The 24,999-nt window shown below is 43.4% G+C and carries 21 protein-coding genes and 1 pseudogene; 16 read left to right on the top strand and 6 right to left on the bottom strand.

The annotated features are described in order from the left end of the window. Window positions 1-26: 26 nt before the first annotated feature. From JWG44_RS13845 to rsmI, 8 genes are all read left to right on the top strand, one after another. On the top strand, window positions 27-875 hold the full coding sequence (locus JWG44_RS13845; protein WP_205275596.1) for a sulfurtransferase: 849 nt from the start codon (window positions 27-29) through the stop codon (window positions 873-875). A gap of 572 nt (window positions 876-1,447) precedes the next feature. After that, on the top strand, window positions 1,448-3,607 hold the full coding sequence (locus tag JWG44_RS13840) for an alpha-glucosidase (RefSeq protein WP_205275595.1): 2,160 nt from the start codon (window positions 1,448-1,450) through the stop codon (window positions 3,605-3,607). 82 nt (window positions 3,608-3,689) lie between these two features. Next, window positions 3,690-4,433 (top strand): hypothetical protein, encoded by a 744-nt coding sequence (locus JWG44_RS13835; protein WP_205275594.1) that lies wholly within the window; start codon window positions 3,690-3,692, stop codon window positions 4,431-4,433. Window positions 4,434-4,838: 405 nt separating this feature from the next. After that, window positions 4,839-5,261 carry a hypothetical protein gene (locus JWG44_RS13830; protein ID WP_205275593.1) on the top strand — a complete coding sequence of 141 codons (423 nt, stop codon included), beginning with the start codon at window positions 4,839-4,841 and terminating at the stop codon, window positions 5,259-5,261. Between the two features lie 88 nt (window positions 5,262-5,349). Continuing rightward, window positions 5,350-5,772: a thiol-disulfide oxidoreductase DCC family protein gene (locus JWG44_RS13825; protein WP_205275592.1), complete on the top strand. Its 423-nt coding sequence runs from the start codon at window positions 5,350-5,352 to the stop codon at window positions 5,770-5,772. A gap of 421 nt (window positions 5,773-6,193) precedes the next feature. Further along, the gene (locus tag JWG44_RS13820; RefSeq protein ID WP_205275591.1) at window positions 6,194-6,982 is read left to right on the top strand and encodes a M23 family metallopeptidase; all 789 of its coding nucleotides are present in this window, start codon (window positions 6,194-6,196) and stop codon (window positions 6,980-6,982) included. A 1-nt stretch (window position 6,983) separates the two neighbouring features. Continuing rightward, the gene (locus tag JWG44_RS13815) at window positions 6,984-7,796 is read left to right on the top strand and encodes an HAD family hydrolase (protein WP_205275590.1); all 813 of its coding nucleotides are present in this window, start codon (window positions 6,984-6,986) and stop codon (window positions 7,794-7,796) included. Between the two features lie 3 nt (window positions 7,797-7,799). Further along, window positions 7,800-8,567: a 16S rRNA (cytidine(1402)-2'-O)-methyltransferase gene (rsmI, locus tag JWG44_RS13810; RefSeq protein WP_205275589.1), complete on the top strand. Its 768-nt coding sequence runs from the start codon at window positions 7,800-7,802 to the stop codon at window positions 8,565-8,567. Between the two features lie 68 nt (window positions 8,568-8,635). Here the strand turns inward: rsmI and JWG44_RS22320 are convergent, their stop codons facing one another. From JWG44_RS22320 to JWG44_RS13795, 3 genes are all read right to left on the bottom strand, one after another. Continuing rightward, the gene (locus JWG44_RS22320; RefSeq protein ID WP_232371644.1) at window positions 8,636-9,748 is read right to left on the bottom strand and encodes a hypothetical protein; all 1,113 of its coding nucleotides are present in this window, start codon (window positions 9,746-9,748) and stop codon (window positions 8,636-8,638) included. 81 nt (window positions 9,749-9,829) lie between these two features. Next, a complete protein-coding gene (locus tag JWG44_RS13800; protein WP_205275588.1) occupies window positions 9,830-10,675 on the bottom strand; it encodes an SDR family NAD(P)-dependent oxidoreductase in 846 nt (281 codons plus the stop codon). Between the two features lie 51 nt (window positions 10,676-10,726). Beyond that, window positions 10,727-11,470, bottom strand: a complete 744-nt coding sequence (locus JWG44_RS13795; RefSeq protein WP_205275587.1) for an RluA family pseudouridine synthase — start codon at window positions 11,468-11,470, stop codon at window positions 10,727-10,729. A 594-nt stretch (window positions 11,471-12,064) separates the two neighbouring features. On the opposite strand from JWG44_RS13795, the gene JWG44_RS13790 reads away from it, so the two are divergent. The 4 genes from JWG44_RS13790 to JWG44_RS13775 all read left to right on the top strand — a co-directional run bounded on the left by JWG44_RS13790 (window position 12,065) and on the right by JWG44_RS13775 (window position 16,401). Continuing rightward, the gene (locus JWG44_RS13790) at window positions 12,065-13,252 is read left to right on the top strand and encodes a hypothetical protein (protein ID WP_205275586.1); all 1,188 of its coding nucleotides are present in this window, start codon (window positions 12,065-12,067) and stop codon (window positions 13,250-13,252) included. 605 nt (window positions 13,253-13,857) lie between these two features. Continuing rightward, a complete protein-coding gene (locus JWG44_RS13785; protein ID WP_205275585.1) occupies window positions 13,858-14,472 on the top strand; it encodes a helix-turn-helix domain-containing protein in 615 nt (204 codons plus the stop codon). A gap of 78 nt (window positions 14,473-14,550) precedes the next feature. Next, window positions 14,551-15,549, top strand: coding sequence for a hypothetical protein (locus JWG44_RS13780; protein ID WP_205275584.1), 999 nt, complete (start codon window positions 14,551-14,553; stop codon window positions 15,547-15,549). Between the two features lie 198 nt (window positions 15,550-15,747). Beyond that, entirely contained in the window at window positions 15,748-16,401 is a 654-nt protein-coding gene (locus JWG44_RS13775) for an HAD family hydrolase (protein WP_205275583.1), read from the top strand. 766 nt (window positions 16,402-17,167) lie between these two features. Here the strand turns inward: JWG44_RS13775 and JWG44_RS13770 are convergent. Next, window positions 17,168-18,640, bottom strand: a complete 1,473-nt coding sequence (locus JWG44_RS13770; RefSeq protein WP_205275582.1) for a sodium:proton antiporter — start codon at window positions 18,638-18,640, stop codon at window positions 17,168-17,170. Between the two features lie 245 nt (window positions 18,641-18,885). Between JWG44_RS13770 and perRB the strand changes: the two genes are divergently transcribed. Beyond that, window positions 18,886-19,329 (top strand): peroxide-responsive transcriptional repressor PerRB, encoded by a 444-nt coding sequence (gene perRB, locus JWG44_RS13765; protein ID WP_205275581.1) that lies wholly within the window; start codon window positions 18,886-18,888, stop codon window positions 19,327-19,329. Here the strand turns inward: perRB and lpdA are convergent. Together lpdA and JWG44_RS13755 are read right to left on the bottom strand one after the other, a co-directional pair. Then, a complete protein-coding gene (gene lpdA, locus JWG44_RS13760; RefSeq protein ID WP_205275580.1) occupies window positions 19,319-20,737 on the bottom strand; it encodes a dihydrolipoyl dehydrogenase in 1,419 nt (472 codons plus the stop codon). The genes perRB and lpdA overlap by 11 nt on opposite strands. A 333-nt stretch (window positions 20,738-21,070) precedes the next feature. Further along, on the bottom strand, window positions 21,071-21,814 hold the full coding sequence (locus tag JWG44_RS13755) for a class I SAM-dependent DNA methyltransferase (protein ID WP_205275579.1): 744 nt from the start codon (window positions 21,812-21,814) through the stop codon (window positions 21,071-21,073). Window positions 21,815-22,215: 401 nt separating this feature from the next. Here JWG44_RS13755 and JWG44_RS13750 point away from each other — a divergent pair. The 3 genes and pseudogenes from JWG44_RS13750 to JWG44_RS13740 all read left to right on the top strand — a co-directional run. Next, a pseudogene (locus JWG44_RS13750) lies at window positions 22,216-23,001 on the top strand (hypothetical protein); the annotation flags it as partial. Further along, complete coding sequence (locus JWG44_RS13745; RefSeq protein ID WP_205275707.1) at window positions 22,992-23,504, top strand: chemotaxis protein CheX; 513 nt, start codon at window positions 22,992-22,994, stop codon at window positions 23,502-23,504. The pseudogene JWG44_RS13750 and the gene JWG44_RS13745, both read left to right, overlap by 10 nt. A gap of 183 nt (window positions 23,505-23,687) precedes the next feature. Beyond that, on the top strand, window positions 23,688-24,728 hold the full coding sequence (locus JWG44_RS13740) for an alpha/beta hydrolase (RefSeq protein ID WP_205275577.1): 1,041 nt from the start codon (window positions 23,688-23,690) through the stop codon (window positions 24,726-24,728). Window positions 24,729-24,999 lie beyond the last annotated feature (271 nt).

The raw sequence follows: 24,999 nt of genomic DNA, 5'->3' as shown, positions 1-24,999 counted from the left end.
CATTTCGATAGATAGGGTAGGTTTGCTTGTCCAGCTGGAATTTTATTAAAACTGATCTCAACGATAAAGACTTTTTGATCGACTGCCGTTCGTCTGCGGCGTATCAAGAATCTACTCTGAGAGGAGCGTATAGCTTTCCTTTTATTAAGAAGGCGTTCGCGTCGGATCCGGAATCTCAAAAGAAGATGACCGGTCCTATAGAAGAAATTTTGAAACTCATACAAAAAGAAGAAACGACCCGCGTCATCGCCTTTGACGAAGGAATGGGGATGTTCGCTTCGAGAATGGTTTTTCTCTTGAGAGCCGCCGGATATCAAAACGCGTTTCTTTATGGAAGCCGTTGGCCTTCCCAGGGTGTGGCTCTGGAAAAAGGTTCGAAAGAAATGGAACTCGGCCCCGGAGACAAACCGAAAAAACTCGAAGGAGTCGTAGACAAAGCCTTCTTGGAAAAAAATCTAACCAGGCTTCAAATCTTTGATACAAGAACCCAAGAAGAATACGAAGGAAAACTTCCCCGCCTCACGGCTCCCGAACCCGGTTCCTTGTGCGGTCGTCTTCCCGGCGCCTTTCTTTGGGATTGGAGAATTCTCTATGACGGTCAAGGGAACCTGATCGAAAAAACTCAGTTCAATAAAAAACTCAGATCCTTTCCGTTTATGCCGGAACGAACCACGGTGATTTACGATTACAACGGCGCGAGATCTTCGCTTCTCGCTTTGATGTTACGCGAAGTCGGTTATCTTGACGTTCATACCTACCAAGGTTCTTGGTTTGAATGGAGAAGATCCAGTCTTCCCAAACAAGCGGTTTCCGTATACGGACAGAGCGGTTCCAGCGCCGCGGGTCCGCGAGTGGGCGGAACCGATCGCAAATAATTTCGTAAAGAGAATTTTTGTAAAAACGTTTCCAAAAGAATGGAATGTTCTCTTGGAACGTTGATCGCAAGTGAGTCAAAAAGGATTCGGAAACGGATCCTTTTTTTATGAATTTTAATCTTGAGTGAGTTCCCACAGATTACGTCTCGTCCGAAGTTGTTTTGGATTTTAGGCTTTTCCCTATTCTCTCAGATCGTGAGAGTTCCCACAGATTACGTCTTATCCGAGAAGTTGCTTTGGATTTTAGGCCTTTCCCTATTCTCTAAGATCGTGTGAGTTCCTACAAATTACGTCTCGTCCGAACTTGCTTTGGATTTTAGGCTTTTCCCTATTCTCTCAGATCGTGTGAGTTCCCACAAATTACGTCTCGTCCGAAGTTGCTTTGGATTTTAGGCCTTTCCCTATTCTCTAAGATTGTGAGAGTTCCCACATTTCGCGTTCCATCCTCTAATTTCAAGAATGGAAATTTTATGAACGAATGTTCTATCGGAAAGAAACCTGGAAACAAATTAGAACTGGATTTTTAGAAGAGTGTTGCTACTTCGGTAGTATCTTTTTTGCCGGGAGCTTTTATGTTCTTACGATCGTTTTTGATTCTTACACTTTTTGTTTGTTTTTCTTTTTGTAATCGTCCGTTTGCAAATTATACAAAACTTACTCTCCCTAAGGAAAAACAATTCACGTTTGGAAAAGGATTTCAGGCGATTCAGAAAGAAGGTGTTTTGGAAATCCGTTCTTCTCAGGGAATTTTTCTCGAACTTTCCTTAGAATCTCCCTTTTTATCCGCTGCAAAGGGAGAACAAAAAGTAAAATCGAAGTTTGCTTCGTTTCATATCCAGGACAAGATCCAGACACGTTGTGATTTACAGAGTTTAGAACGGATTCTTTCCAACGAAAAAGAACTTACAATTTCAGGTAAACTCGAAGGGGAGAATTGTAAGACCGACTATGAAATCCGTTTTATTCCGTTAGACGAAACCGCTCTGGAGTTCAAGGTAGTATTTTCGGATTCTTCCCTCAATCGTTCGTACATAAGGATTCTTTCCGAAAAGAATGAAAATATCTTCGGTCTGGGAGAACAATTCTCCCATTTTAACTTCAAAGGAAAAACTCCGTTTTTATTGACCGAAGAACAAGGACTGGGAAGGGGAGACCAGCCGATCACCGCCGGAGCCAATCTGATGGCGGGAGCCGGCGGAAACGAATATTCCACTTATACTCCGATCCCGTTTTTTCTGACTTCCAAAAACCGATCCTTTTATTTCGAAAACAGTTCGTATTCTATATTTGATTTTTCTAAACCGGAGGAGATCACGATCGAGTTTCGGGAAAACGGACTGAAAGGATCGATCTGGAAAAATTCTTCTCCTTCCCAACTCGTTCAGAAGTTTACGCAGAAGACGGGAAGGGCGCAGATTCTTCCGGATTGGGCTTACGGAACCTGGCTCGGAGTTCAAGGTGGAAAGGATGTCGTATTAAAAAGAATAGAAGAAGCGAAAAAAGCGGGAAACCCGATCACGGCTCTTTGGATCCAGGATTGGGTGGGAAGAAGAAAGACGAGCTTCGGTTCCCAGCTTTGGTGGCGATGGATCGCGGATGAAAAGTCCTATCCCGAGTTTAGAAAATTCTGCTCGGATCTAAACTCACAAGGAATTTCTGTATTAGGTTATTTGAATCCTTTTTTAGCGAACGAAGGTCCCCTTTTTGAAGAAGCTGTCAAAAAGAATTTTCTCGTAAAGGACAAAAACGGAAAAGACTACGAAATCGCGACGGCCGGTTTTCCCGCCTACTTACTCGATCTTACAAACCCGGAAGCCGTAAAGTGGATCCAGGGGATCATTCAAAAAAATCTGATAGGCGCGGGTCTTTCAGGTTGGATGGCGGATTTTGGGGAATGGCTTCCTCTTGACGCGGTTCTTCATTCCGGCGTAAGCGCGGAAAGCTATCATAACGTGTACCCCGTCGAATGGGCTCGAATCAATCGGGAAGCGATCCGCCAGGCCGGCCAGGAAGGAAAGATCGTATTTTTTACAAGAGCGGGTTATAGCGAATCTATGAAACATTCCACTCTTTTTTGGGAAGGGGATCAGATGGTGAGCTGGGGAGAACACGACGGACTTACTTCCGCTCTCACCGGTCTTCTGTCCGGGGGTTTAAGCGGAATTTCACTCAATCACAGCGATATCGGCGGTTACACCACGATCAACAATCCGATCCGGGATTATCATCGTTCCAAAGAGTTGTTTTTGCGTTGGGCCGAGTTGAACGTCTTTAGTCCGGTCTTTCGAACGCACGAAGGAAATCGCCCCGAAAAAAACCACCAAGCCTATAGCGACGAAGAAACGATTCGAGAATTTGCAAGATACGGAAAGATGCACTTTGTATTGAAAGAATATCTGCAAGCCCTCGTCAAAGAAGCGTCTCTCACCGGTCTCCCCGTGGTTCGGCCCTTGTATCTGCACTATTCTAACGATCCAAGAACCCACGAGATCAAAACTGAATTTTTATTGGGAGAAGATCTTTTGGTAATACCCGTTTTACAAAAAGGAGAATCCTCCGTAAAAGGATATCTTCCCGAAGGTGAATGGGAACATCTCTGGACGGGAAAAAATTATACGGGAAAACAAGAGATCGAAGTGGAAAGTCCTTTGGGAAGTCCGGCGGTTTTTTTAAGGAAGAATGGACCCTGGTCTCCCAAGTTAAAAAACGTGCTCTTGCCTTTTAAACGATAAACGAAACAAAAGAAAATGAGCGGCGCTGGAATTTCCGGCTTCTATATAATAATAAAAAAGTAGAATATTCTAAAAAAATAATATGAATTCGTTTGTGTATCTTTCCTTTGCGATCTTATTCTTTGTCTCTTGTAGCACAAGAGGAAACGAAACTCAACTTCATGTCGAATCCGGAAACAAATTCGATCGAAAAGGAAGACTGACGTTTCAAATCGAAAGATCGGAAGATCAGAATTCTCTAATACGGGTTTCGATGATGAAAAAGGAATCCTATCTTTCCCAAGGGAGAATTTTCAAAGAAGAATTTTCGATCACCGATCGTTTACCCGAAAAAAAATGGATCCTTGATCTTCCCGAAGGTGATTATGTGGGTTCGATTCAAATCGAATCCAAGAATTCATACGCGCCTTTCAGAAGCCGAACCTATTCGACCACGGTCCTTTATTTCGATGAGATAAAGACCTCTCAATTCAAGTCGACGGAATCGGAGTTTCTTCCGATCGACGCGCATCTGAAAACAAAACATCCAGGTTATAAAGAATACGTCGGACACAACGATTTGGCAACGTATTACGAATATTCTTCTTTGGAGATCCGATCCGAATCGGAAAGAATTTTTTTCGTTCGAGAAAGACCCGAAAAAAAATTGAACTTAAAAAAAACGGGTTTGGTCTGGGCCTGGTTTGGATTGGCTTTTACCAATCCAGCTTTTTATCCGGGGATCTACGCTGTCGTCTATGGAAGTTTCTTTTTGGGCCCCGTGATTTTCGGCTCCGCGATTTACAATTACAAGACTGAAGTTGAGGAGCGGACACAACCAGAATAAGAATTCGTTACTCGTAGGAGGATCGGGAAAGAAATTCATTGTGGAATCCGTTCCTGAGGGGGGCTGGGACAAGTAGGGAAAAGCGGTTGGAAGTCAAGAAGGATCCCAAAGACGAATCTTTGTGTGAGTTCCTACATCGAGACTTTTTACTTGCAAAAGCGTGATTTTCTGATAAAGGAAAGTCACCCAAGTTTTTCCCACGAACCCGCCACCTCCAACCCGAAAAGCTCAGTGCGTAGCTTCCGATGGGTCGCTACGCAGGGCGGGGCGCGCGACTTTTACGGAGAAGCGTCGGAACTACGACAGATTTAAGTAAAAATTCAACACGTTTGCGAGAGATAACGATCGGGATGAATTTTAAAATCGAAATCCAAAACAACGGTAAAGGCAAAGGACTTGGAATCTATGTATAAGAATTGGATCTATCTCTTCTGTATTTTAATTTTTTTTTCACTTTCCGCGGAGGAATTTAAAAACGGAGTTCACTTGATCAATCGAGACAAGGTTTCGCACGAGATCGTTTACACGGAAAGTATGATTCCGTCTTCTAAGATTTGTTTTGTAAAGAAGTCGACAAAGGCGGTGAAGAACGGAATCGCTCCCGTATCCCTTCGGGAAGGAATCGTAGGATTTCGAATTCTTTCCAAAAAAAACGAAACACAAACGTTTCAGACGGTAACAAAAGCCGTCGTCGAAGCGGGAGCTAACGTTCCTTGTCTTAGCCTGAGTCTTGAATCGTTCTCTTTAGGAAAAGAAATTTCGAATTCAAAGATCAAGGATCAGACGATCGTGATCGAAAGTGGAAAAATTCTCTTTTCTCAAAAATAGAAAAGGTTTTCCTCCTTGCCCTTAAAATTGGATTCTCTTTTGAAAACAAAGACAAGAAGATTCCGATCAAGAAAAGTCTAAACAATACATGGATTTAATGGAAGACAAACGGGAAACTCCGATCGTATTTTTTGACGGAGTATGCAATCTCTGCAACGGAACCGTTTTATTCTTCTTGGATCATAACCCGAAAAAAAATCTTCGATTTGCGAGTCTTCAATCGGAGTTCGCGGAACGGATTTTGACGAAAAAAAATCTTCCCGACGTTGCTCCTTCCTCGGTTCTTTTTTTGGAGAATGGAATTCTTTACGAAAAGTCAAACGCCGTATTGAAGATCGCGGCTCATCTTTCCTTTCCTTGGAACCTGGCGTCGATCTTTCGATGGGTTCCGACCCTATTGCGAGACATCGTCTATGATTGGATCGCAAAAAATCGATATCGATGGTTTGGAAAGAGCGAGGCTTGCAGAATTCCAAGTCCGGAATTGAAATCTCGTTTTTTAGAATTCTAAAACAGAACGTTTGTCTCGTTCTTTTTGCAATGCATAAATTCAAAAAGAAGAATGGAGTGTTAGCGTGGTTTTCATTTGAATTCCGTGGGAAAATTTCTTCCGTTCTCTTGCAATTCGAATTTGGAAAGGGAAACGTAGGAACTCCTGCTTTTCTAAATAAGAATCTGTTCTCAATAAGAAAGCTCGAAGTTCCAGAAAATGGCAAAAAACTCTTAAAAACGATCTAATCTACCTTATTCTTCTAAAAATCATATAAAATCTTTAAATATCGTTGATTTTTGCTTTGGGAATTGCGTCGAAAAATTCTTGAATGGAATCCCCAAACGAGAAGACTGACTTCAGAAGTTGTTTTCCGTTGCCGACCTTGAAAATAGGCCCCGGACATCGAGGCTTTTTGGCGACATATTTGGGAATCTACGATATGAAAAGAAAAACTGGCTACATACTGGCGGGATTGCTTGTTCTTGGGCTACTCTTTAGCATCAAATCCTTCGCCAATACAAATTTAGAAGAAATCAAATTGGACAATCAGTATCTTCAGACCTACCGAGGCACGGAAGGAATCTGGATTGTCCCCAATCGTGTCAAAGAATCCGTAGGAGACCTGGTTCACAACTTTGGAACCACGGAACACGAGATCAAACGGGTCAACGGAATCCCGGACAACGAAAGAATTCCGGTCAATGAACCTGTATTCTTCCCTTACAACGAAAATTTTACAAGAAGTCTTCTTCTCGAAGACAAAGGAAGAGAGATTCTCCGGACCGATCAGAGAGAATTTATCTGGCCGATCAGTTTTAAACATTCCTTCGTAACTTCTCGTCTGGGAAGAAGATGGAACGCGATGCATTCCGGAGTGGACATCGCCTGTCCCACCGGCTCGATCGTCATCGCCGCCGCAGACGGAGTGGTTTTAGAATCCAAAAAGGACGGCGGTTACGGAAATAAAATTCTTCTTTCGCATCCCGGAATCAATCAGATCAACACTCTCTACGCACACAATTCGCTTCTTTATGTAAAAGAAGGGGATAAGGTCAAAAAAGGACAGATCATCGCGCTTTCCGGAAATACGGGACATACGACCGGTCCACATCTTCACTTCGAAGTTCGCTATCAAAACGTAGTTTTAAATCCGGAACACTACCTTCCGCTCTTTCAATCTTCTTCCGAGGGTCGTGTGGCGATCGCGCGGGAGACCATCGAACCTTAAAGTGTCCATTCGCCGGGATTTTTGGAATCCGGATCTTTACGAAACTCTTTCCCGGCTTTCTCCCGGGAAAGCCGCATTCGATTTTGATAATACTCTCGTAAAAAACGACTTCGGAGAAGCCGTGATGGAACTCTTTCTTTCGCAAGGAGTTCCGGCTTATCGGGAAGACATTTCCTCTTTTTTTTCGGAGAAGAATCGGGAACGGATTCTTTCCGCAAGATTCAAAGATCCTCTTTTGTTTCGCTCTCTTGTTTTGGAAGAATACGATTCGATCCAACAAAACTTGGGCTTAGAAGCTTCGTATCGCTGGAGTTCCTGGATCTTTTCGGGCCATTCTCCGGAGGAATTAAAAACGATTTCCCGCTCGGTTTGGAATCAACACGCGGAAGATTCCGATTCACTTTCCGTAAAGATCTACGAACCGATGAAAGAACTGGTGAGTCATCTGCAAGCTTCCGGTTGGGAAGTTTGGATCGTGACCGCGTCTCCTCAGGAAATCATTCAGTCGGTTTCCAAACTTTTTGAAATTCCGGAAGAGAAGGTTTTAGGAATGCAACTTTCTCTTCAAAACGGAATCCATTCTTCTCGGATTTTGGAACCCTTTACGTATGGAAAAGGGAAGGTGGCACGTTTCCAAGAATCCGCCCGCGGGCTTCCCGATCTCGCCTTTGGTGATTCCGTAAACGACTTTCCTCTTTTGGAATCTTCCAAACTCGGGGTTTTTCTGGATCGGGCGAAAGGCTACGTTCCTCCGAAAGAAGCCAAGGTCCAGAGTCTTCGCGCTTGGAACGTTCTGGAAGGAGTTTTGATCTGAACTATGGATACAAAACCGAAAGGAGTTTTGATCCTTGTTTCCGTTTCTCTTGGAAATCCGGGCGATATAACGCAGAGGGCAAAAGAACTATTAGAACATTCTGATATACTCATAGGGGAAGAATCCAGAACGACTTCCACTCTACTCAAGTCCCTTTCCATCAATAAAGAATTTTTGCTTTGTAACGAACATTCGACCGCCGAAGACATACGTGCGTTAGGCGAAATGGTTCTCGGGTCCGACTTGACCGTTCTGATTTCTGACGCGGGAACTCCGGGAATCGAAGATCCGGGTCGGGAACTCGTCCAAGAAGTTTTGAGAAGAGGCGGAACTGTGAGGAGCGCGCCCGGTCCGATCGCCTTCGGTGCCGCCCTCAGCATTTCCGGATTTAAGATTTCACCTTTTACCTTTTGCGGTTTTCTTTCGAGAGAATCTTCGGAGCGTAAAAAAGAATTGGATCGTTTTTTAAAACCGGGACATACGCTAGTATTTTACGAAACACCGTATCGTTATAAGGCGGTTCTTCACGACTTGGATTTCGTTTTAAAAGAATCCGGTGAGGAAAGACAGATTTTTCTTTGTTTGGATCTCACCTTAGAAACGGAATTTCAATTTCGAGGAAAACTTTCCGAACTTCTCAAAATCATAGATTCGCTTCCGAAAGGAAATCCGGTGATCGTTCTTTCTCAGAGAAAGGGCGGATCCGTTTTTAAGGCCGATCAAAAAACGTTCTCAAAAAAGAATTCCCAGAAACCTAAAAACAAAAAGTAAGTTTTCAGTTTATTTGTTTTTGTTTAAGTTTGAAAAAAAGGAGAACAGAAAATTCTAAATTTAGAATATTATAGATCCGGCATGTCGATCGCTTTTAGAAATTGGGTTCTATCTTTAAAAACGGATTCTTCGATCGGGAAGGTCGAAATTTCGGAAACCTTCTGGCACTGAGATTTTTTTTCCGAAGAAAACGTTGTCAGCTTTTGTGTCCGGAAGGTCGGGAGGAAACCGATTTCCTTTTGAGTTTTCTTGTTTTTGGGAGTAAGGACTGCGAAAATTTTCACATTCGAATCCTTTAGGACGTTCAGTGTAAAAATCCCCGAAGGTTCGATACTTCCGTAACTCGTTCCGAAGTAATCGATTCCGATTCCTTGGATCGAAAATTCTTCCGGATTTTTCGCGAGAATTTTTCCCGTAACGCAGGTAAATTCCGGCTTTGGTTTATCGAAGTTCCACCAACCGGAGGAATCAATTTTGGAATAGATTTGAAAAGGAATCGAATCCGCTCCTTCGATTTCGGATATCGTAGAGGTTTCCTGCTTTTCCGAAATCAAATCCCAATTCCCCTTTGTATAACGATATATGTTCGAACCGTTCGGATCCGCGAGAGGGAATAATTCTACTCTCAGTTTTTTTTTGGGTTCGATCCGTTTTCCATCTTCGTCAAAAAAGGAAACGTAGAACATTCCGGTGGATTCCAAAAGAAGATTTGGACTCCGGTTCGGACCGATTTGTGTCGGAATTCCCGCAAAGAGAAAATCCGCGTGGTTGTTTAAGGTGATGACTCTCACTTCCACTCGATTCGTTTTCGGAAAGGAACGGGGAGGAATCGTCAGTCTAAAATTTCCGATATCCATTACGGATTCTAAATCCGTAGAAAAAAATTCCACTGCGGGTTTTAAAACCGAAAAGAGGAAAGGGGTAGGATTCGGAGACGATTTTCCGATTTCCCATCGAGTCTCCTGATTCTGTATGATCTTCAGCCGTTCTTCCGGACTCAAGGTCGGATCGCTCGGATCCGGCTCCGCCGCGATCGGTTTCAAAAGAAAACAAATAAGAATCAAAGGAAAAATCAATAAACGTTTCATAGGATGATTTTCGATTTTTAAACGATAACCTTTAGGAGGAATGGGATTTTTTTCGAGTTGTATGGTGTTTTCGGTCTTTTTTTTCGGTCTCATTTTTTTTTCTTAAAAACTCGGCACTTTTCGGTCCTGAATTTCCATTTGTCTGAAAAATAGTTCCATTTTAATTCTATAATATTAGAATTTCTTTAAATATTCCGGCATTTCCGGCAACGTATTCTCCGTCCAGACCCAGTCTCCGACAAGAGAAACGATCGGAGCGGATTCCCCTTCTAAGACGGCGACTAACGCTTTTTTGAGATCGTTTTGGGAAGTCAGTCGAAACGGAATGTCCGGAAACTTGGATGCAAAAGAGGATTCCTCTTGTTTGGCGACGTACTCAAGAAAAAAATCAGGAAAGCTTAGGCCCGATTCTTTCTGCTGTTTGATTAGGTCTTGTAGATCTTTGTCTTGCGATTTTTTTCCCATTCTCTGAAGAAGGATCGTAATTCCCCGAACGCTCTGACTAAAAAAAGAACCGGCACGGATGATCTTTCGATGTTTCGGATTCTGCAGAGCCCATTCTTCCATCTTTCTTTTGATAAAAGCAAGTGAACCGTAAAAGGGTTGGAGGTGCGGTCTGTAATAATACGCGGAATAGCCGACGCTCAAAAGCGGTTTTAATTTTTCTTCCACCGCGAGCATCGGATCCAAACAAAACTTCGCCGCTTCTATTACGTCGTTTTCCGGAGTCTCGGAAACGGGGTAGCCCAGATTTCCCCTCGCGGGTGTATAAACAAAAAGATCGAGTGTTTCGATTCCATTCTTTTTCAAAGCTTCATACAAACGTTCGAGCGAGATTTTCGGATCGTCCAAGTTGATTTTTGTGATCGTAAGATCCGCTTCGGGAAGTGAAACATCCTTGCTCGTGGTCGCGAGGATCTTCCAATCCTCGTTTTTTTTCTTTGCAAATTCCCGAACCGCTTCTACCGCGCTTTGTCCGGCGACTCCGCTTGTTCCGATGATGAGTGCATTCTTTGACATGAAAATTCTCCGTTCGCAGGAGATAGTTCCGAAGAAGTTTTCTTTGTCTTTCTATTTTATGGAGAATTTGGAAAAAAGAGTAAGGTCGATCAAAACTCCGTCTAAGAATCTTTTGAAATCGATCGGAGGAGGACATAGAATCCGTTCTTCTAAGCCGTCCTTTTCGGAAAAGGAAACTCCAAGCGCGTGCAATTGGGACCGTTTTGACTGAGGATTTTTTTTTCCGTTCCTTTTGGAATTCGGTCTTTGATCGTCTAACGTCGATTTATCGGAAATTCCGTAGACGGAATCCCCGACGATCGGATATCCTTTTTCACTCAGATGAAATCGAATCTGATGTCTTCTCCCCGTATGAAGTTTTGCGAGAAGGACCGAATAGTTCTCTTTTGGATTTCGTTTTAATACTACGAACTCGGTCACGGCCTTATCGCCGCCGGAAAATACTTTTTTGACCCTTTTGTTTCCGTCTTTGAGATAACAGGTTTCCGTAAAACGATCCTCGGGAACAATTCCTTCGGCGACACAGAGATAAATTTTTATCGAAGATTTTAGAATTTGATCCGCTTCCTTATTCTTTTCGGGATTTTTGCAGAAGAATACAAGGCCGCTTGTATCCAGATCGAGACGATTTACGGTTCTTAAAAACGGAAGACCGAGTTGATTTTGAAGGAGATCGGAAAAGTTTTCCCTTTTAGAATCCTTGGTTGCGTGGACCGGAATTCCGGCGGGTTTTTCGGCGAATAGAAAAGAATCCGTTTGGTAGAATATTCTAAAATTGGAATGTTCTTTAGGCATTTTTTTGTCTTAGATCCAAAAAAGAACTTCTGAAACTTTTTTAGTTTTTAAGAATGGAAAAAGGAAGTCCGTCTTTGTTTCCCGTAATCGGAATGGTTTTTTAGGTCGGTTCTTTTTCTCGGTAAGCCGGAAAAGGAAGTCGGTTCGGAATTCTTTTGAATCCGGTTTTAGAGACAGAAGTTTTTTAAATCCCAAATTGTTGGGAGCATTGGGAATTGCCGCCCTATCCGCTTTTTCTTTTTTGAATTTAGATTTCATTCCCTTTTTTTCGAAAGCCGGTTTCATTCTTCTATTGGAACCTGGATTGTAAAGTGGGATTGTGTTTCTCACTTGGCGCTTCTCCGGTCCTCAAAACGTTATAAGAACGCGCGGTTTTCGATCAAGGGACCGAGACAAAGCCGTGTTTTCGATGTTTTCGAGTAAGGTTCTCTCGTCCGTTTCATCCGTTTTTTTTGTATTTCGTGCTTTTCGGATTTCCATTCTTGCCTTAGAATTCTATGGATTTCGGATGTAACCAAAGGGATTTCGTACTTGTAGTTCCTAAATTTTTCTGAGAAAAGAAATGGAACCGTTGTTATCTTATAAGAGGCGGGTATGAAACACACGATCAGAGCATGGTTTTTCATTCTTCTGCTTTCCTCCTGTGCGGAAGCGGATAAGTATAGTTTTGATAATTCCAATCCTTTGGCGATGCTCGGGCAGATCGGATGGAGTCTGGGTTCTGTTCCCGCAAAGGGGGCAAACGGCTCCCTTTCCTTTGTCGCGGTTGGAAGCAATTGTTCTTCTTGGACGAGTGGGGACGGGACAACTTGGAAATACAGCGCGACCCGTTTTCCCGGTTGTGTGGACGGATTTATCTACAGTGTCGCTTACGGAAACGGAACCTGGGTTGCCGTGGGAACTCTTACGGCAAACACAGGTTGTGGGATTTGGTCTAGTCAGGACGGGGAAACCTGGGTTCAGTCTTCTTGCGCTGCCGGTACGATTACGATCAGTGGAACTCCTACTTCGGTGATCCGAAATCTCTATACGGTCACTTTTGGGGGCGGACGTTTTTTTGCGGCGGGAGAGCATATTGCCGCTCAGACCGGGGTCGGTTTTTTTGGCCAAATCTCCGACGACGGTAAAAACTGGCAGTTTCTTTCGATTACCGACGGATCGACTTATATCGGGACGGATTACTTTTCCTTTAGCTCTTACAGCTCCGCGAACTCCGAAGTTTATATCAGCGGTCTTCACAGCGTGAACTCGGAATTGGTTCAGTTTTCTCTTCCTTCTTTGAGCAGCTCTTCGGTTTCGATTTCGACTCCTTCCTCAAAGAGTGGAGTATTGGCTCTCAAGTCCGGTAAGGTTTTTGTTTTTGGCGGGAATACGGATGTGAATCCTACCTCAAGTTTTGCGAAGATCGGAAATACGGTTTTGAACGTCGCTTCGAGCGGGACTTTCAATACGGCGATTCCCGGTTTTATCAATTCCGCAGTGGAAGGTAAGGACAAGATCGTCGTTTTTGGAAATCAGTGTGCCGTGGATTATTACGATCTTACGCTTCAAGTTTGGCACCCTGCCGCTTCCCCCAATATGGTCCAATGTTCCGGTCTGGATTGGATGTCTTCTGTCTACAATTCTACCTTGGATTTGTTTGTTGTAGGAGGGCGCGTCTCGGCAAATGTGCCAACTGCGTTTGGGTTTTCTAAAACGGGACTTCCCACCGATTGGACCGTCGTGACACAAGGAGATGCGGGTTCTCCCGGACCAAGTATATTAGGAATTGCTACTCAATAGATCTAGAATGTGATTTCAAAAAAAACGATTCGATTTTTCGGACCGAAATTTTAGGCCCATTGGTTTGAGAATTTTCTTGGTTTTGCTTTGAATTCTCCCTTTAAAAAAAAAGATTTTTCCATTTCCTGATTCTCCTTTTTTTCAATCATAACCTTATCCGCAAGTTTTAAAGCTATTTAGAATGAAGAAGGATCCCAGTAGGACTTTTTGTAAGAGTTCCTACAAAAGCTCTGAGAGAGAATATTCCTTTGCAAAATTATGATTTTGTGATATAGAAAAATCTCCCGGATTTTTCCGCCTCCCGCCCCTCCACCCAAAAATCAGGGCAGGGCTTTCGTTTTACGGAGGACTGTCGTTGTTCCGACAGATTTTTCTTAAGATTCAAACAACTTTGTGGGTAAGGATATGTTTTTCAATCGAGGGTCAGGATTCGCTTTTCAGAGTCGTTCGGGGCCTTTCTTTGTGGTTTCTGCGTCTTGTATCCGTTTTTTCGCGGCCCCTTATAAGTTTTTGATTCGAATCCGGATTTTGATTCTAAGTCTATTTTTCGAGGGATAGGAGTTTTCGATTGACAAAATTCTGCTATATTAGACAAAAAAAGGGAAATGAACCCAGCAACGGAAGAATTGGAAGCGGGGAAAGAACTTCCTTCCAGCGAGCACATCACAGAAGTCGTTAAAGAAAATCTAAAACTCATCCGCCATACAAAAGGGTTTTCCTTGGATAAACTAGCTTCCCGTTGCGGAGTTAGCCGGGCCATGCTTTCTCAAATCGAACAAGGAAAGAGCGTTCCTACGATTTCCGTACTTTGGAAGATCGCAAACGGTCTGAATGTTCCTTTTAGCGAACTTTTGAAAGAAAAAGGAACCGAAGGTATCATCGTGATGAAGGCCGAAAGCACGAAGGTTTTGTTTTCCAGCTCCAAGGTTTTTTCGAGCCGCGCGCTTTTCCCTTATAACGGAAATCGAAAGACTGAATTTTACGAACTCATTTTAAAACCGGGTGGAATCGAGATTGCGGAACCGCATCAGTCCGGAACCACCGAAAACATCGTCGTCGTTTCCGGGAAACTTCGTCTCCGTGTCGGAGAAAAAATCGTAGAACTCGAGCCGAAGGATTCCGTCTTTTTTAGGGCCGATATTCCTCACGAATATTCCAATCCGACGGATCAAGAAACTCTGATGTATCTTGTGATGGATTACCGAGACGAAATCAATTGATTTTGTAAAAAAGATCTTTCCTTTCTTTGTCTGAAAAGAAGAATCCTCAGGATAATTCCTTTTAGGATAAACAAAAGAATGCGTTACCTTTTTTTTTCACGGATCGTTTTTCTTTCCTCGATCGTAGTTTCTCTTTTATTCCATTCTTTCTTAAGTGCGGAGAGTTTGCCGGTCGTGCCCTCCGACGCCGACGCGGTCTATGAAGAACAAATCTCCTGTCATCCGAACGATTGTATTTCCTTAAAACTAGAAGATATTCTTACGGAAGGAGTGAAGCCGAAAATTTCTCAGTTGATGTCCGAGAACGCGGGAAAAATTCTTATCGATACTTCCGCCTCGGCGCGTAAAATCGATTCGGAAGATTTGGACGATGTTCGAACCGTTTTGGAGGAAATTTCCAAAAGGGACGGTAAGGTTGCGATCGAAAGACTGCATATCGCGGTTCGTTCCTTTCAACTTCCCGAACCTCCGTTCTTAAAAGATCTTGGTCTTGTCGGTTGGGACGTTTTTAAAAGAATCTATAAAAAGGTTTATTATAGAAGGACTTCCGATTATCACGCGAAGGTTTTGTATCATCCTGAAACTTTAAATATCTTCCTCGTTTATTTTGTTCATCGCAAATACGGAGACATCTGCAATACGGTTTTTGCGAATTGCAACGAGATCGAATACCTGGACGACGATACCTTTGATTTACAACTCTCCCAAGCCTTAAAAGAATCCGGGGAAAAAATGATTCCGGTCAAGGTTTCGTTTCGCCAAACGGAAGCCGTTCTTCCCGAAGTAAAATTGGATCTCGAACACATGAAAGGAATGAATCGTTCGACTCGGATCTACAAATGGATGGCCGCGGGAAAAGAAAGAGAGGTCAAACCCGTAACGAAGTCGCGTTTTCTCGTCTTTCCCGCCGTCGTTACTGCAATCGACTATTCTCTTACCGTCTACGATATGATTTCGGCTTTGATTCTTTATAAACCCGCCTCGGAGAGAAAGATCGAAATCAACTACATCGATTCGGAAAAGGGAAAAAAGATCGATTCCGTGATCTTTCTTCCTCCGGAAGAATCGAAAAAATAAAAAAGAGAATTTTTCGATTCTAAGATCGAAGTGGCTCCGCGAAAACGATGTCTCTTAGATTCTAAGATGGAAGGGGATTTTGGCAAAGATTGGTTCTTTTAGAATATTCTAAAAATAGAATATTTCATCTGCGTATTTTTTAGATCAAAAACAAGTTTTTAGAATGAGAGAAAGGAAGGAAGGTGAGAACGTCCAAGAATGAAAATCAAGGCCATTCTTTTCGATTACGACGATACCTTAGTACAGACAAAAAAGGTTCGTTACAATACTCTGAAGAATCTCGCAAGAGAACGATTTCGGTTTGAATTGAAGGACTTCCAAATCGACGAGGCTTGGGGTTTGCCCGGAGACGATTTTTTAAGAAGAATTTACGGAAAACATTCCGAAGACTTGGAAGCTCTTTGGAATGTTTACGATTCCTTTTGCCAAAGAGATCCGAATCTTACCTTTCCCGGTGTAGAGGACTTCCTACAAAAATACGGTCCGCGGTTTCACTTTGGGATTCTTTCTTCTTCGAGCGGGAGGAGGGTCTTGAAAGAATTGGAAAGTTTTTCCTTTTCTAAAAATTCTTTTTTCGCGATACAGACCGCGGAAGACACAAAAGTTCACAAACCCAATCCGAAAGTTTTTCTTCCGATTCTGGAGGAGGCTCAAAAGAGAAAACTGGATTTTTCCGAAATCATGTATGTCGGAGACACGATCGGAGATGCGACTTCCTCAATGGGGGCCGGTTTGCGGTTTTTAGGAATGGCTCATGAAGAATATTCCGCAGAAATCTTTCGAAAGGAAAATTTAGAATTTGTGTCTTCCTTTTCCGAATTGGAACTCTGGATCGAATCTTATTTTTCTTAGGGAAAAAAGACTTTGTCGTGATTTTAACGAATTCGGGTTTTGGTCGGAACTCCGACGTTCCCCCGTGAAAGCCGCGCGCCCCGCCCTGATTGGGTGGAGGAGGCGGGCTCGCGGGAAAATTCGGGAGACTTTGCTCTATCAGAAAATCATATTTTTTGCAAATAGAATTCTGCCTTCGAATTTGTGTCGGAACAACGACAGGTCCCCCGTGAAAGCCGCGCGCCCCGCCCTCATAGGGTGGAGGAGGCGGGCTCGCGGGAAAACTCGGGAGACTTTGCTCTATCAGAAAATCACACTTTTTGCAAGTAGAATTTTGCCTTCGAATTTGTGTCGGAACTCCGACAGGTCCCCCGTAAAAGCCGCGCCCCCCGCCCTCATCGGGTCATAACCTTACCCGAAAGTTGTTTGAATCTTCAGAAAAATTTGTCGTAACTACGACGATCCTCCGTAAAACGAAAGCCCCGCCCGAATTTTGGGTGGAGGGGCGGGAGGCGGAAGACTCCGGGAGATTTTCCTATATCAGAAAATCATAACTTTGCAAGGAATATTCTCTCTCAGAGCTTTTGCAGGAACTCCCACGTTCCCCCGTGAAAGTCGCGCGCCCCACCCTCATAGGGTGGAGGAGGCGGGTCCGCGGGAAAAACTCGGCTGACTTTGCTCTATCAGAAAATCACACTTTTTGCAAGTAGAATTTTGCCTTCGAATTCGTAGGAGCTCTTACAAAAAGCCCCTCCCAAAAACGAGAAGGGCCTGTGGATCATTCTTTCTAACGAAAAAAGATAAACGTAAGAAGGATAAACGTCGGAATCAAAATCGCAAAAGAATACAAAACATATCCTCCGAAACTCGGCATCTTTACGTTGTTTTCTTCGGCAACGGATTTTACCATAAAGTTAGGCGCGTTTCCGATATAAGTGAGCGCTCCCATAAAGACGGCGCCGACTGAAATCGCTTTCAGAAGACTTTCTGCATACGGATCCGCCAGGATTTGAGCGACGTTGTTCATTCCCAGAGTTCCTTTAGCCAAAGACAGGAAGGTGAGATATGTCGGTGCGTTATCCAAAACTCCCGAGAAAAGACCCGTAACCCAGAAGAACTGCCAAGGTTGAGTCACTCCCAGATCCTTTCCGTGGTGTTCTAAAAGAATCAGAGCCGGAATCATCGTAACAAAAATTCCGATAAAAAGATACGCAACTTCCTGAATCGGATGAAGCGTAAACTTGTTGTGTTCTCTCACGTGTCCTCTCGTGGTAAGTTTGGAAACCACGATCAAACCGATCAAAACCGCTTCTCTAATAAATGCAAGATACGGGTTTGCGGCGATTTGTGGAATGTAGTTTTGATTGATAAACGCCACCGACAAAACAACTCCCAAAAGCCAGATAAAATTCACCTGACCCTCGAGGCTGATCGGTTGTTTGTGAATGCGGTCTTTTTTGAGATCTTTGGGAGTTTCTTTTTTGTAGGCGATCGAATCCCAGATAAAATACGCTACGAGAAGAAGAATCCCCGCAACTAACAATTCCGGAAGAAGTTTAAAAGTCCAAGTGAACGGAACACCGATCAAATAACCTAGGAAAAGAGGAGGATCTCCGAGCGGAGTCAAGGAACCCCCGATGTTCGAAACAAGAAAGATAAAAAAGATAACCGTGTGAACTACGTATTTTCTTTCCGAGTTTGTTTTCAGAATCGGACGGATCAAAAGCATAGAAGCTCCGGTCGTTCCGATAAAGGAGGCAAGAAAGGTTCCGATGATCAAAAAGATCGTGTTGTTTACCGGAGTCGCTTCGATATCACCTTTCAGACGGATTCCGCCGGAAATATAAAAGAGCGCGCCCAGAAGAATGATAAAGGGCACATACTCGAAGACAAGGGTATGAACGATCTTTCCAAACCAACCGTGGAGAACCAAAATCACAAAAGAGATCGCAGCCAAACCCAAGGCTAGGATCAGCTTATTCGTGTTACTTTCCCACCAATGAGAAGTGGTGTGGGAAACGATCGGAAGAAGCGCGATGCTCAGAAGAATCAGAACAAAGGGAATTACGCTCCAATAGGGAAGGTCTTCTCCTTGAACTTCGTGGTGACCGCCTCCGGTCGCCTCTTCATGAGAAGAATCGTGATTCTCGGTGGACTGAACCTGGGGTTGTGTTTCTCCCGTGGGTTCGTCGGCCAAGAGCGCCGCTGCGGGCAGAGTAAGAAGGATCGCCAGAAGGACGGAAGTAAGTTTTTGTTTCATAGCTCGTATCATCTGAAGAATTTTTAGACATTTTCAGGATTTAGAAGCGAGAGTAAAAGGAAAAAGAATCTCTTTGTCTTTTTTTTCCGATTTGTGGCATTCTTTTTTGCGAACTTTTTTGGATTGCAGAATTTTTCAAGAAAGAGAATGGTTTCTTAAGCCGTTGGACAAATAAATTGTGCAAAAACTCACTTTGAGTATGTCAGATGGATAGAAGGTTCTTCCCTTAAGGGATTTTAAAAAGAATGGAAGCGTTGTTTACAAAGAAGGCCTGTTTGACCCCGAACGAGATCGAACAGAGATTGAAGTCGGTTTCCATCCAACCTACGATGCAGAGAATTTCGATTTGTCAGTATGTTCTTTGCGAGGCCGATCATCCTACCGCAGAAGAAGTAAAAGAATGGGTCGATAGTCGGTCTTTTAAGATGAGTCTGGCGACCGTCTACAACACGTTAAACATTCTTGTGAGTGCGGGACTTTTGAGAGAATTCAAATTCTCCTGTTTGGGAAAGTCCGTCTATGACAGTAATATCGTGGATCACTATCATTTTTTCGACGAGGTCTCGGGAAAATTTCACGATATCGATCCTTCTCTTCTTTCTCTCAGTTCTCATCTTCCCTCCGAGTTTCAGGTAAACAAGACCGATATCTTGCTTACTGGAAATCTGGATTCTAAACTCAAAGATTGATCGCTTCTCCCAGAGCCGCTCCGAACGCCTCCATAACGGTTTCCGAAAGCGTAGGGTGGGCGAAGATCGTGGAAGCGATTTCTTTCGCCGTCAATTCTTGAGTGATCCCGAGGGCGACCGTCGGAAGAAGTTCCGTCACACCGGGGCCGATCAGATGTGCTCCTAAGATTTCTCCCGAGTTTTGATCCACGATCACTTTTGTAAAACCTCCGGCGTCTCCCATCGCACGCGCGCGGCCGTTTCCGATAAAGGGAAACTTTCCGACTCGGATCGTATAACCGAGATCGATCGCCTTTTGTTCGGTAAAACCGATCGATGCGACCTCGGGATGACAATACGTACAACCCGGGATCGCGTTGTAGTCGATGGGAGTATAACGTAGTCGATGCGGATTTCCCGCGTGGATCGAGATCGCTTCCGCGGCTTTGATTCCTTCCATAGACGCGACGTGAGCGAGAAGCGGAGGCCCGTTGCAATCTCCGATCGCATAGATATGAGGAACGCTCGTTTTGTATTTTGTATCCGTCTTTACAAAACCTCTTTGTAAAAAAACTCCGATCTCTTCCAAGTTCATCGAGTCCGTATTGGGAACAAGTCCGATCGAAACTAGAATTTTCTCCGACTCCAAAATTTCTCCCGATTCCGGAAGATTTTTTCCTTTCAGAAGAACTTTGACTTTTCCGTCCTTGAGTGTTGGACCGGAAACTCCGACCCCCGTCAAAACTCGAATGCCTCTTTTTACAAACGATTTTTCTAAGAATAAAGAGATCTCTTTGTCCTCGACCGGAAGAATCCGATCCAACATTTCGACTAACGTGACTTTGGTTCCCATCGCCGCATAAAAGTCCGCAAACTCGACTCCGATCGCTCCGGCTCCCACGATCAAAAGAGAATCCGGAATTTTTTCCAACACCATCGCACTTTTGGAAGACAGAACGGTTTTTCCGTCGAAAGGAAGACCCGGAAGTTCTCTGGCTCTGGCTCCCGTCGCCACGATAAAATATTTGGAAACAATTTCCTCTTTGGAAGTATCCGGAAGCCAGATCATATTCGAATCTTTGAATACGGCGGTTCCTTTTTTACGAGTGATCTTATTTTTGTTTAAAAGGAATTCCACACCCGAGGCCATTGTGTCCGCGACTTCACGGGACCGTTGTATGATTTTCGGGAAATCGGGTTTTGCTTGGCTTGAGTCGATTCCGAATTCTTTTGACGCGTGTATTTTTTCCAAAAGGTGAGCCGATTCCAAAAGCGCTTTTGTGGGAATACAACCCCAATTGAGACAGATTCCGCCGGGTTTATCTTTTTCAATGACGCAGACGTTCATTCCCAATTGGGCGGCTCGAATGGCGGCAACATAACCGCCGGGTCCGGCGCCGATGACGGTGAGATCGTAGGATTCTGGCATAAAATTCTCCCGAGCTATGAGATAGGTCTTTGCCAAGGTTGGGCAAGGATTTTTTGAACGATTCTGAATTTTCCGAACTTCCTTATCGGACTATCTTTGAGTCAAATTTTAATTCTTTCTCCGATCCGCATCACGTTCAAAACAAAGAACATTCCATTTTTTGAATCTTTTCGAAATCGCTTTTAAGAAGAATTTTGAAAAGCGATTTTTATACTTTGAAACGGAATTATAGTTCAAAGGTGGAAATTGCCGAAATGAAATTCGGTTGAATATTCGATTCGGATTGAGTCCGAGAATATATTGTTTGCGGGTTGCCCGAGAAAGTTTTCGAGTTTAAGAGTTTTTTCTTTTTAAAACGAGAATCATTCTTCCGGCGGAATTCTTAAACTTGGTTTCGTTAAAACCTGAATAGACGTGCATGATTTCGAATTTATGTCTAAGGATCATCTTTTCGATCTCCGGAAGATAGAAAACGCGCATAACGTGTTTATCTCTGATTTCACGGGTATTGATCTGGTAGATGTAGTTGACTTCCACCATGGTGGAAGTATCGGCCCTGACCAGACGAAAGCCTCTGTTTCTTTGGATCGTGGCGTTTTGGGATTTGATCTGAGCCACGGGAGTGATCGGTTTTCTTTTGATCGCCCGCAAAGGTTCGGCGTTCCAGACTTCCAAGACCGCAAGACCCGCAGGTTTTAGATTTTGTTCGATGAGTTTGAGTGTGGAGTCGATCTCTTCGTTCGTTAAGAGATAGTTAAACGAACCGAAAAGACTGACTACACAATCCAAAAGAAAACCGGATTGATATTTCTGCATCGGAGCTACGTCGAACTTACAATGAGAATATCTTTTTTTTGCTACGTCGATCATTCGAGAGGAAGAGTCGATTCCCTTCGGTCTGTAACCGAGGGATTGAAAATAGCGGACGTGTTCTCCGGTTCCGCAACCCATATCCAGAATCGTCATGATTCTGTGTTTGCGGAAAAGACGATCCAAAAACTTGGCTTCCGAATCGATCTTGCGGGCCGGTTTTTCGATATCAAAGTAGAATTCTGCGAGTTCGTTGTACAACTTCATAAAAATTGGTTCAGAGGTATCGGAATCTGCCCGTTAACTATATTAACGGCACTCAGCTTATGAAAATCCAATATTTCGGAATCATTTTAGTTTTTTTTAATCGATCCCTTTTTGCTCAAACCAAACCGGTTGGTTTTGTTCAGGAATTCCTGTCCGGAGACACCTTGGTTTTGGGGGGAATTTCGATTTCACTCTTGTTTCTCTTTGGGCTTGTTCTCAAAGAAAGCGTAGATAAACCAAAACAAAAAAACAAAGAAGAATTTTCAGAAAACAAGATCACGAGCTCCCGGCCTTCTCCATCGGCGACGATCCAAGCGGAGAATCCGGTCGTACCGGAACAAAAGGCGGATCGGATCGTAAAACAGGGCGACAGCTCTTTTCGGCAAAACAAATCGCTGATTACATGGAAAAGGGAAGTTCCTTCTCATCCGGAATTGATCGAAGCCCATCAAAAATTTTTGGAACAGCTGAGTTCTAAAATTCAAAACGCTGAGATCTATTTTTTGAGCGGAGAAGTTTCCCTTCTTTTGGCGTCCAAGAGGGGAAAACTATTTCATCTTCCTGAATCGCCGGAAGAATGGGATCTTTCGGAAAAAACGTTAAAAGAAATCAACAGTGGAAGAATCGGTTTTCAAGACGAGTTTGTATACATTCCTCTGGCGACCGGAATTCAACCTTTCGGATATCTCAAACTCGCGTCGAACGACTGGAAATTTTTGAATCAGAGAGAATTTCAATCCTGGAAAGAGGAATACGAAGAGAGGGTATCGATTCAGTTTGAATCTTCCGATCCGGAAACCGGTTTTGGAAACATCCACGCATTCGAACTCGATAAGATCCGGGTCCAGGAGAATATTCTAATTTTTGCAAGTATTCTTACCGCTTCCTCTCTTCCTTATATTCTAAAATGGACTTCTTTGTGGACTTCAAAGGTTCTTAGAAAACAAATTCGTTTTTATAGAATTCGTCAGGACCGAGTCGCCTTCTTTTTGTCTCCGGAAGACTGGGAACAATTCAGTAAGAATCTGAAGGAACTAATAGAATCCTTACAAAAGGAAAACCACCGGGTCGATCTGAATCTCGGAGTATCCATTCTGGAAGAAAGCAGAGAAGAATGGGCTGCTAACGCGAGAAAAGCGCTCGGTCTTTCGATCGAACAAGGACCGAATAGGTATATCTGTCTGTGAGTATAGATCCCTTACTCGACGAAAAATTCATTCTTACCATTTCCCAGATTTTTCCGGAATATCTGGATAAGACCTTGAACGTAACCGCGATGCGGGAAGCCTTTGGTCCCTCCAAAAACGAAGGTTTGTGTTACGAAAACTGTACGATGGTCGAGTTTAAAGGGGAGATAGAAGGAAAATTATTTCTTGCGATGGACGGATATACAAAACTGAAATTACTTCCTATGATAGCAAGATCCTTTCATATCGATCCGACCGTACGCGCGGATGCGCCTTCTATTCTTATGGAGTTTGCAAACCAGATCTGCGGATCTTTGATCTCCGAAATGAGACTCGGAAGATTCGAAACCGAACTTCTTCCTCCGGAAATCCTAAATCACAAAATCGTTCCGATCGATCTCGAAACGTTTCGCCAATACATCCTGATTTATTTTTTAAAGGACGCGCGTGAAAAACAATATCTCGGAAGAATCTATCTCATCCTTCTGATGAAGAAGTTTTGAGTCTACGATCCGGCTTTTCTTCCTTTTTGGTTCTCCTCTGCGGATCGTTTTTTAACGATCGAATTTTTTCCAGATTCGAAAACGGATTCAATTCGAAATTCCCCGCGAGAAGACGTTAAAAAATCGGTTTCGGTTCCAAAAATTTTGTGGAGATTTTTACCGCGCCTTAAACCTTAATTTGCAATGAATTCTTTACATCTTTGGAAAGGACTTCCGTTTTTAATCGACTACTCCGGTTTCAAAACTCCCAAGGAAGCGCGTGTAACGGAAACTGTTTTGAGGCTTCCGAATTCCGTTTTACTAAGAACCAAAATTCTTGAAAGAGAGAACAATCCTTCCGCGCCGATCGTCCATCTCCAACACGGAATGAGCGTAAGGGGGATCGACGATCCGAGGATTCTCGCGCTTGGAACCAATCTCGCCAACCGTGGTTTTCGGGTTTATCTTCCCGAACTACCGGAAGTAAAGTCGCTTATTATGAGTTCGGAAACCGTCTCGAATATCCGCTCCTCATTCTTACAGATCTACGCTCTGGAACGGCGTCCTATCTCCTATCTTTCGGCCAGTTTTTCCGCGGGAATGGGCTTTGTCGCATTAGCAAATCTGGAATGTCAGAGGATTCTTTCTTCGATGCTTTTGATCGGTTCCTACTCAAACTTCGGACAAACCTTTCCTTTTATTCTTAAAAATTACGAAAAGGAAAGTTATGCGGTCAATGTAATGATGTTTAATTATGTTCATCTGATTCGTTCGAACGTGGAACTTTTAAAGGAATACTTTTTCGAATCGGCTCTTGACAACGGACTTTCGAGGAAAGGACATTTAGCAAAGGGGCCGCAGATCTTTCATTCTCTCAACGGAGAGGATCGGAAATTTGTGAAAGATTTTTTGGAAAATCCTCAGTTTCGAATCCAAGCCTCCAAACAATTGAGAACCCAGGTTCCTGATTCGTTTATCGAAGAAACATCTCCCGCTTTTTTCGCGAATCGTTGTATCAAACCCTGTTTTTTACTCCACGGAGACGATGATCCCGTCATTTCAGCACAAGAATCCAAAGATCTCCAAAGTCTGATCCTCAAGAACCAAGCCGTTTCCGCCGTTTATCTGGAAACAAGCCTTTTGACTCACGGCGATCATTTACCGTTTTACTCGCGTTTGACGGAAATTCTTCCGATGGCCGAATTCTGGGGAAGTTATCTTTTTTCTGCGTCGAATCGGTTTTAGACGTGGAATGTTATATCCGACTTCGTCTCATACACGGCCAAATTAGAATCCGATTCTTATCCGAGTATATGAATACTTGCTCGCAATCTTACGGAAAAATGTTAGGATTGAGGAAGGAAAATCGAGCCATTGTTTGTTGTTTGAGATGAACCTTCTTTTTATTTATGATTTCATCCTAATATAAGTAAAAAAAAGTTTCAATTCAAGGGAACTTTATATACTACATTCAAGTTCCTTCTCCCTAAGCCGAGATTAGAGAGAGACGAACCTT

It is taken from the genome of Leptospira ainazelensis (genome assembly GCF_016918785.1).
In the GTDB taxonomy this organism is placed as follows: Bacteria; Spirochaetota; Leptospiria; order Leptospirales; family Leptospiraceae; genus Leptospira; species Leptospira ainazelensis.
Note: the sequence above shows the minus strand (reverse complement) of the source record. Positions and strands in the feature narration are given on the sequence as shown.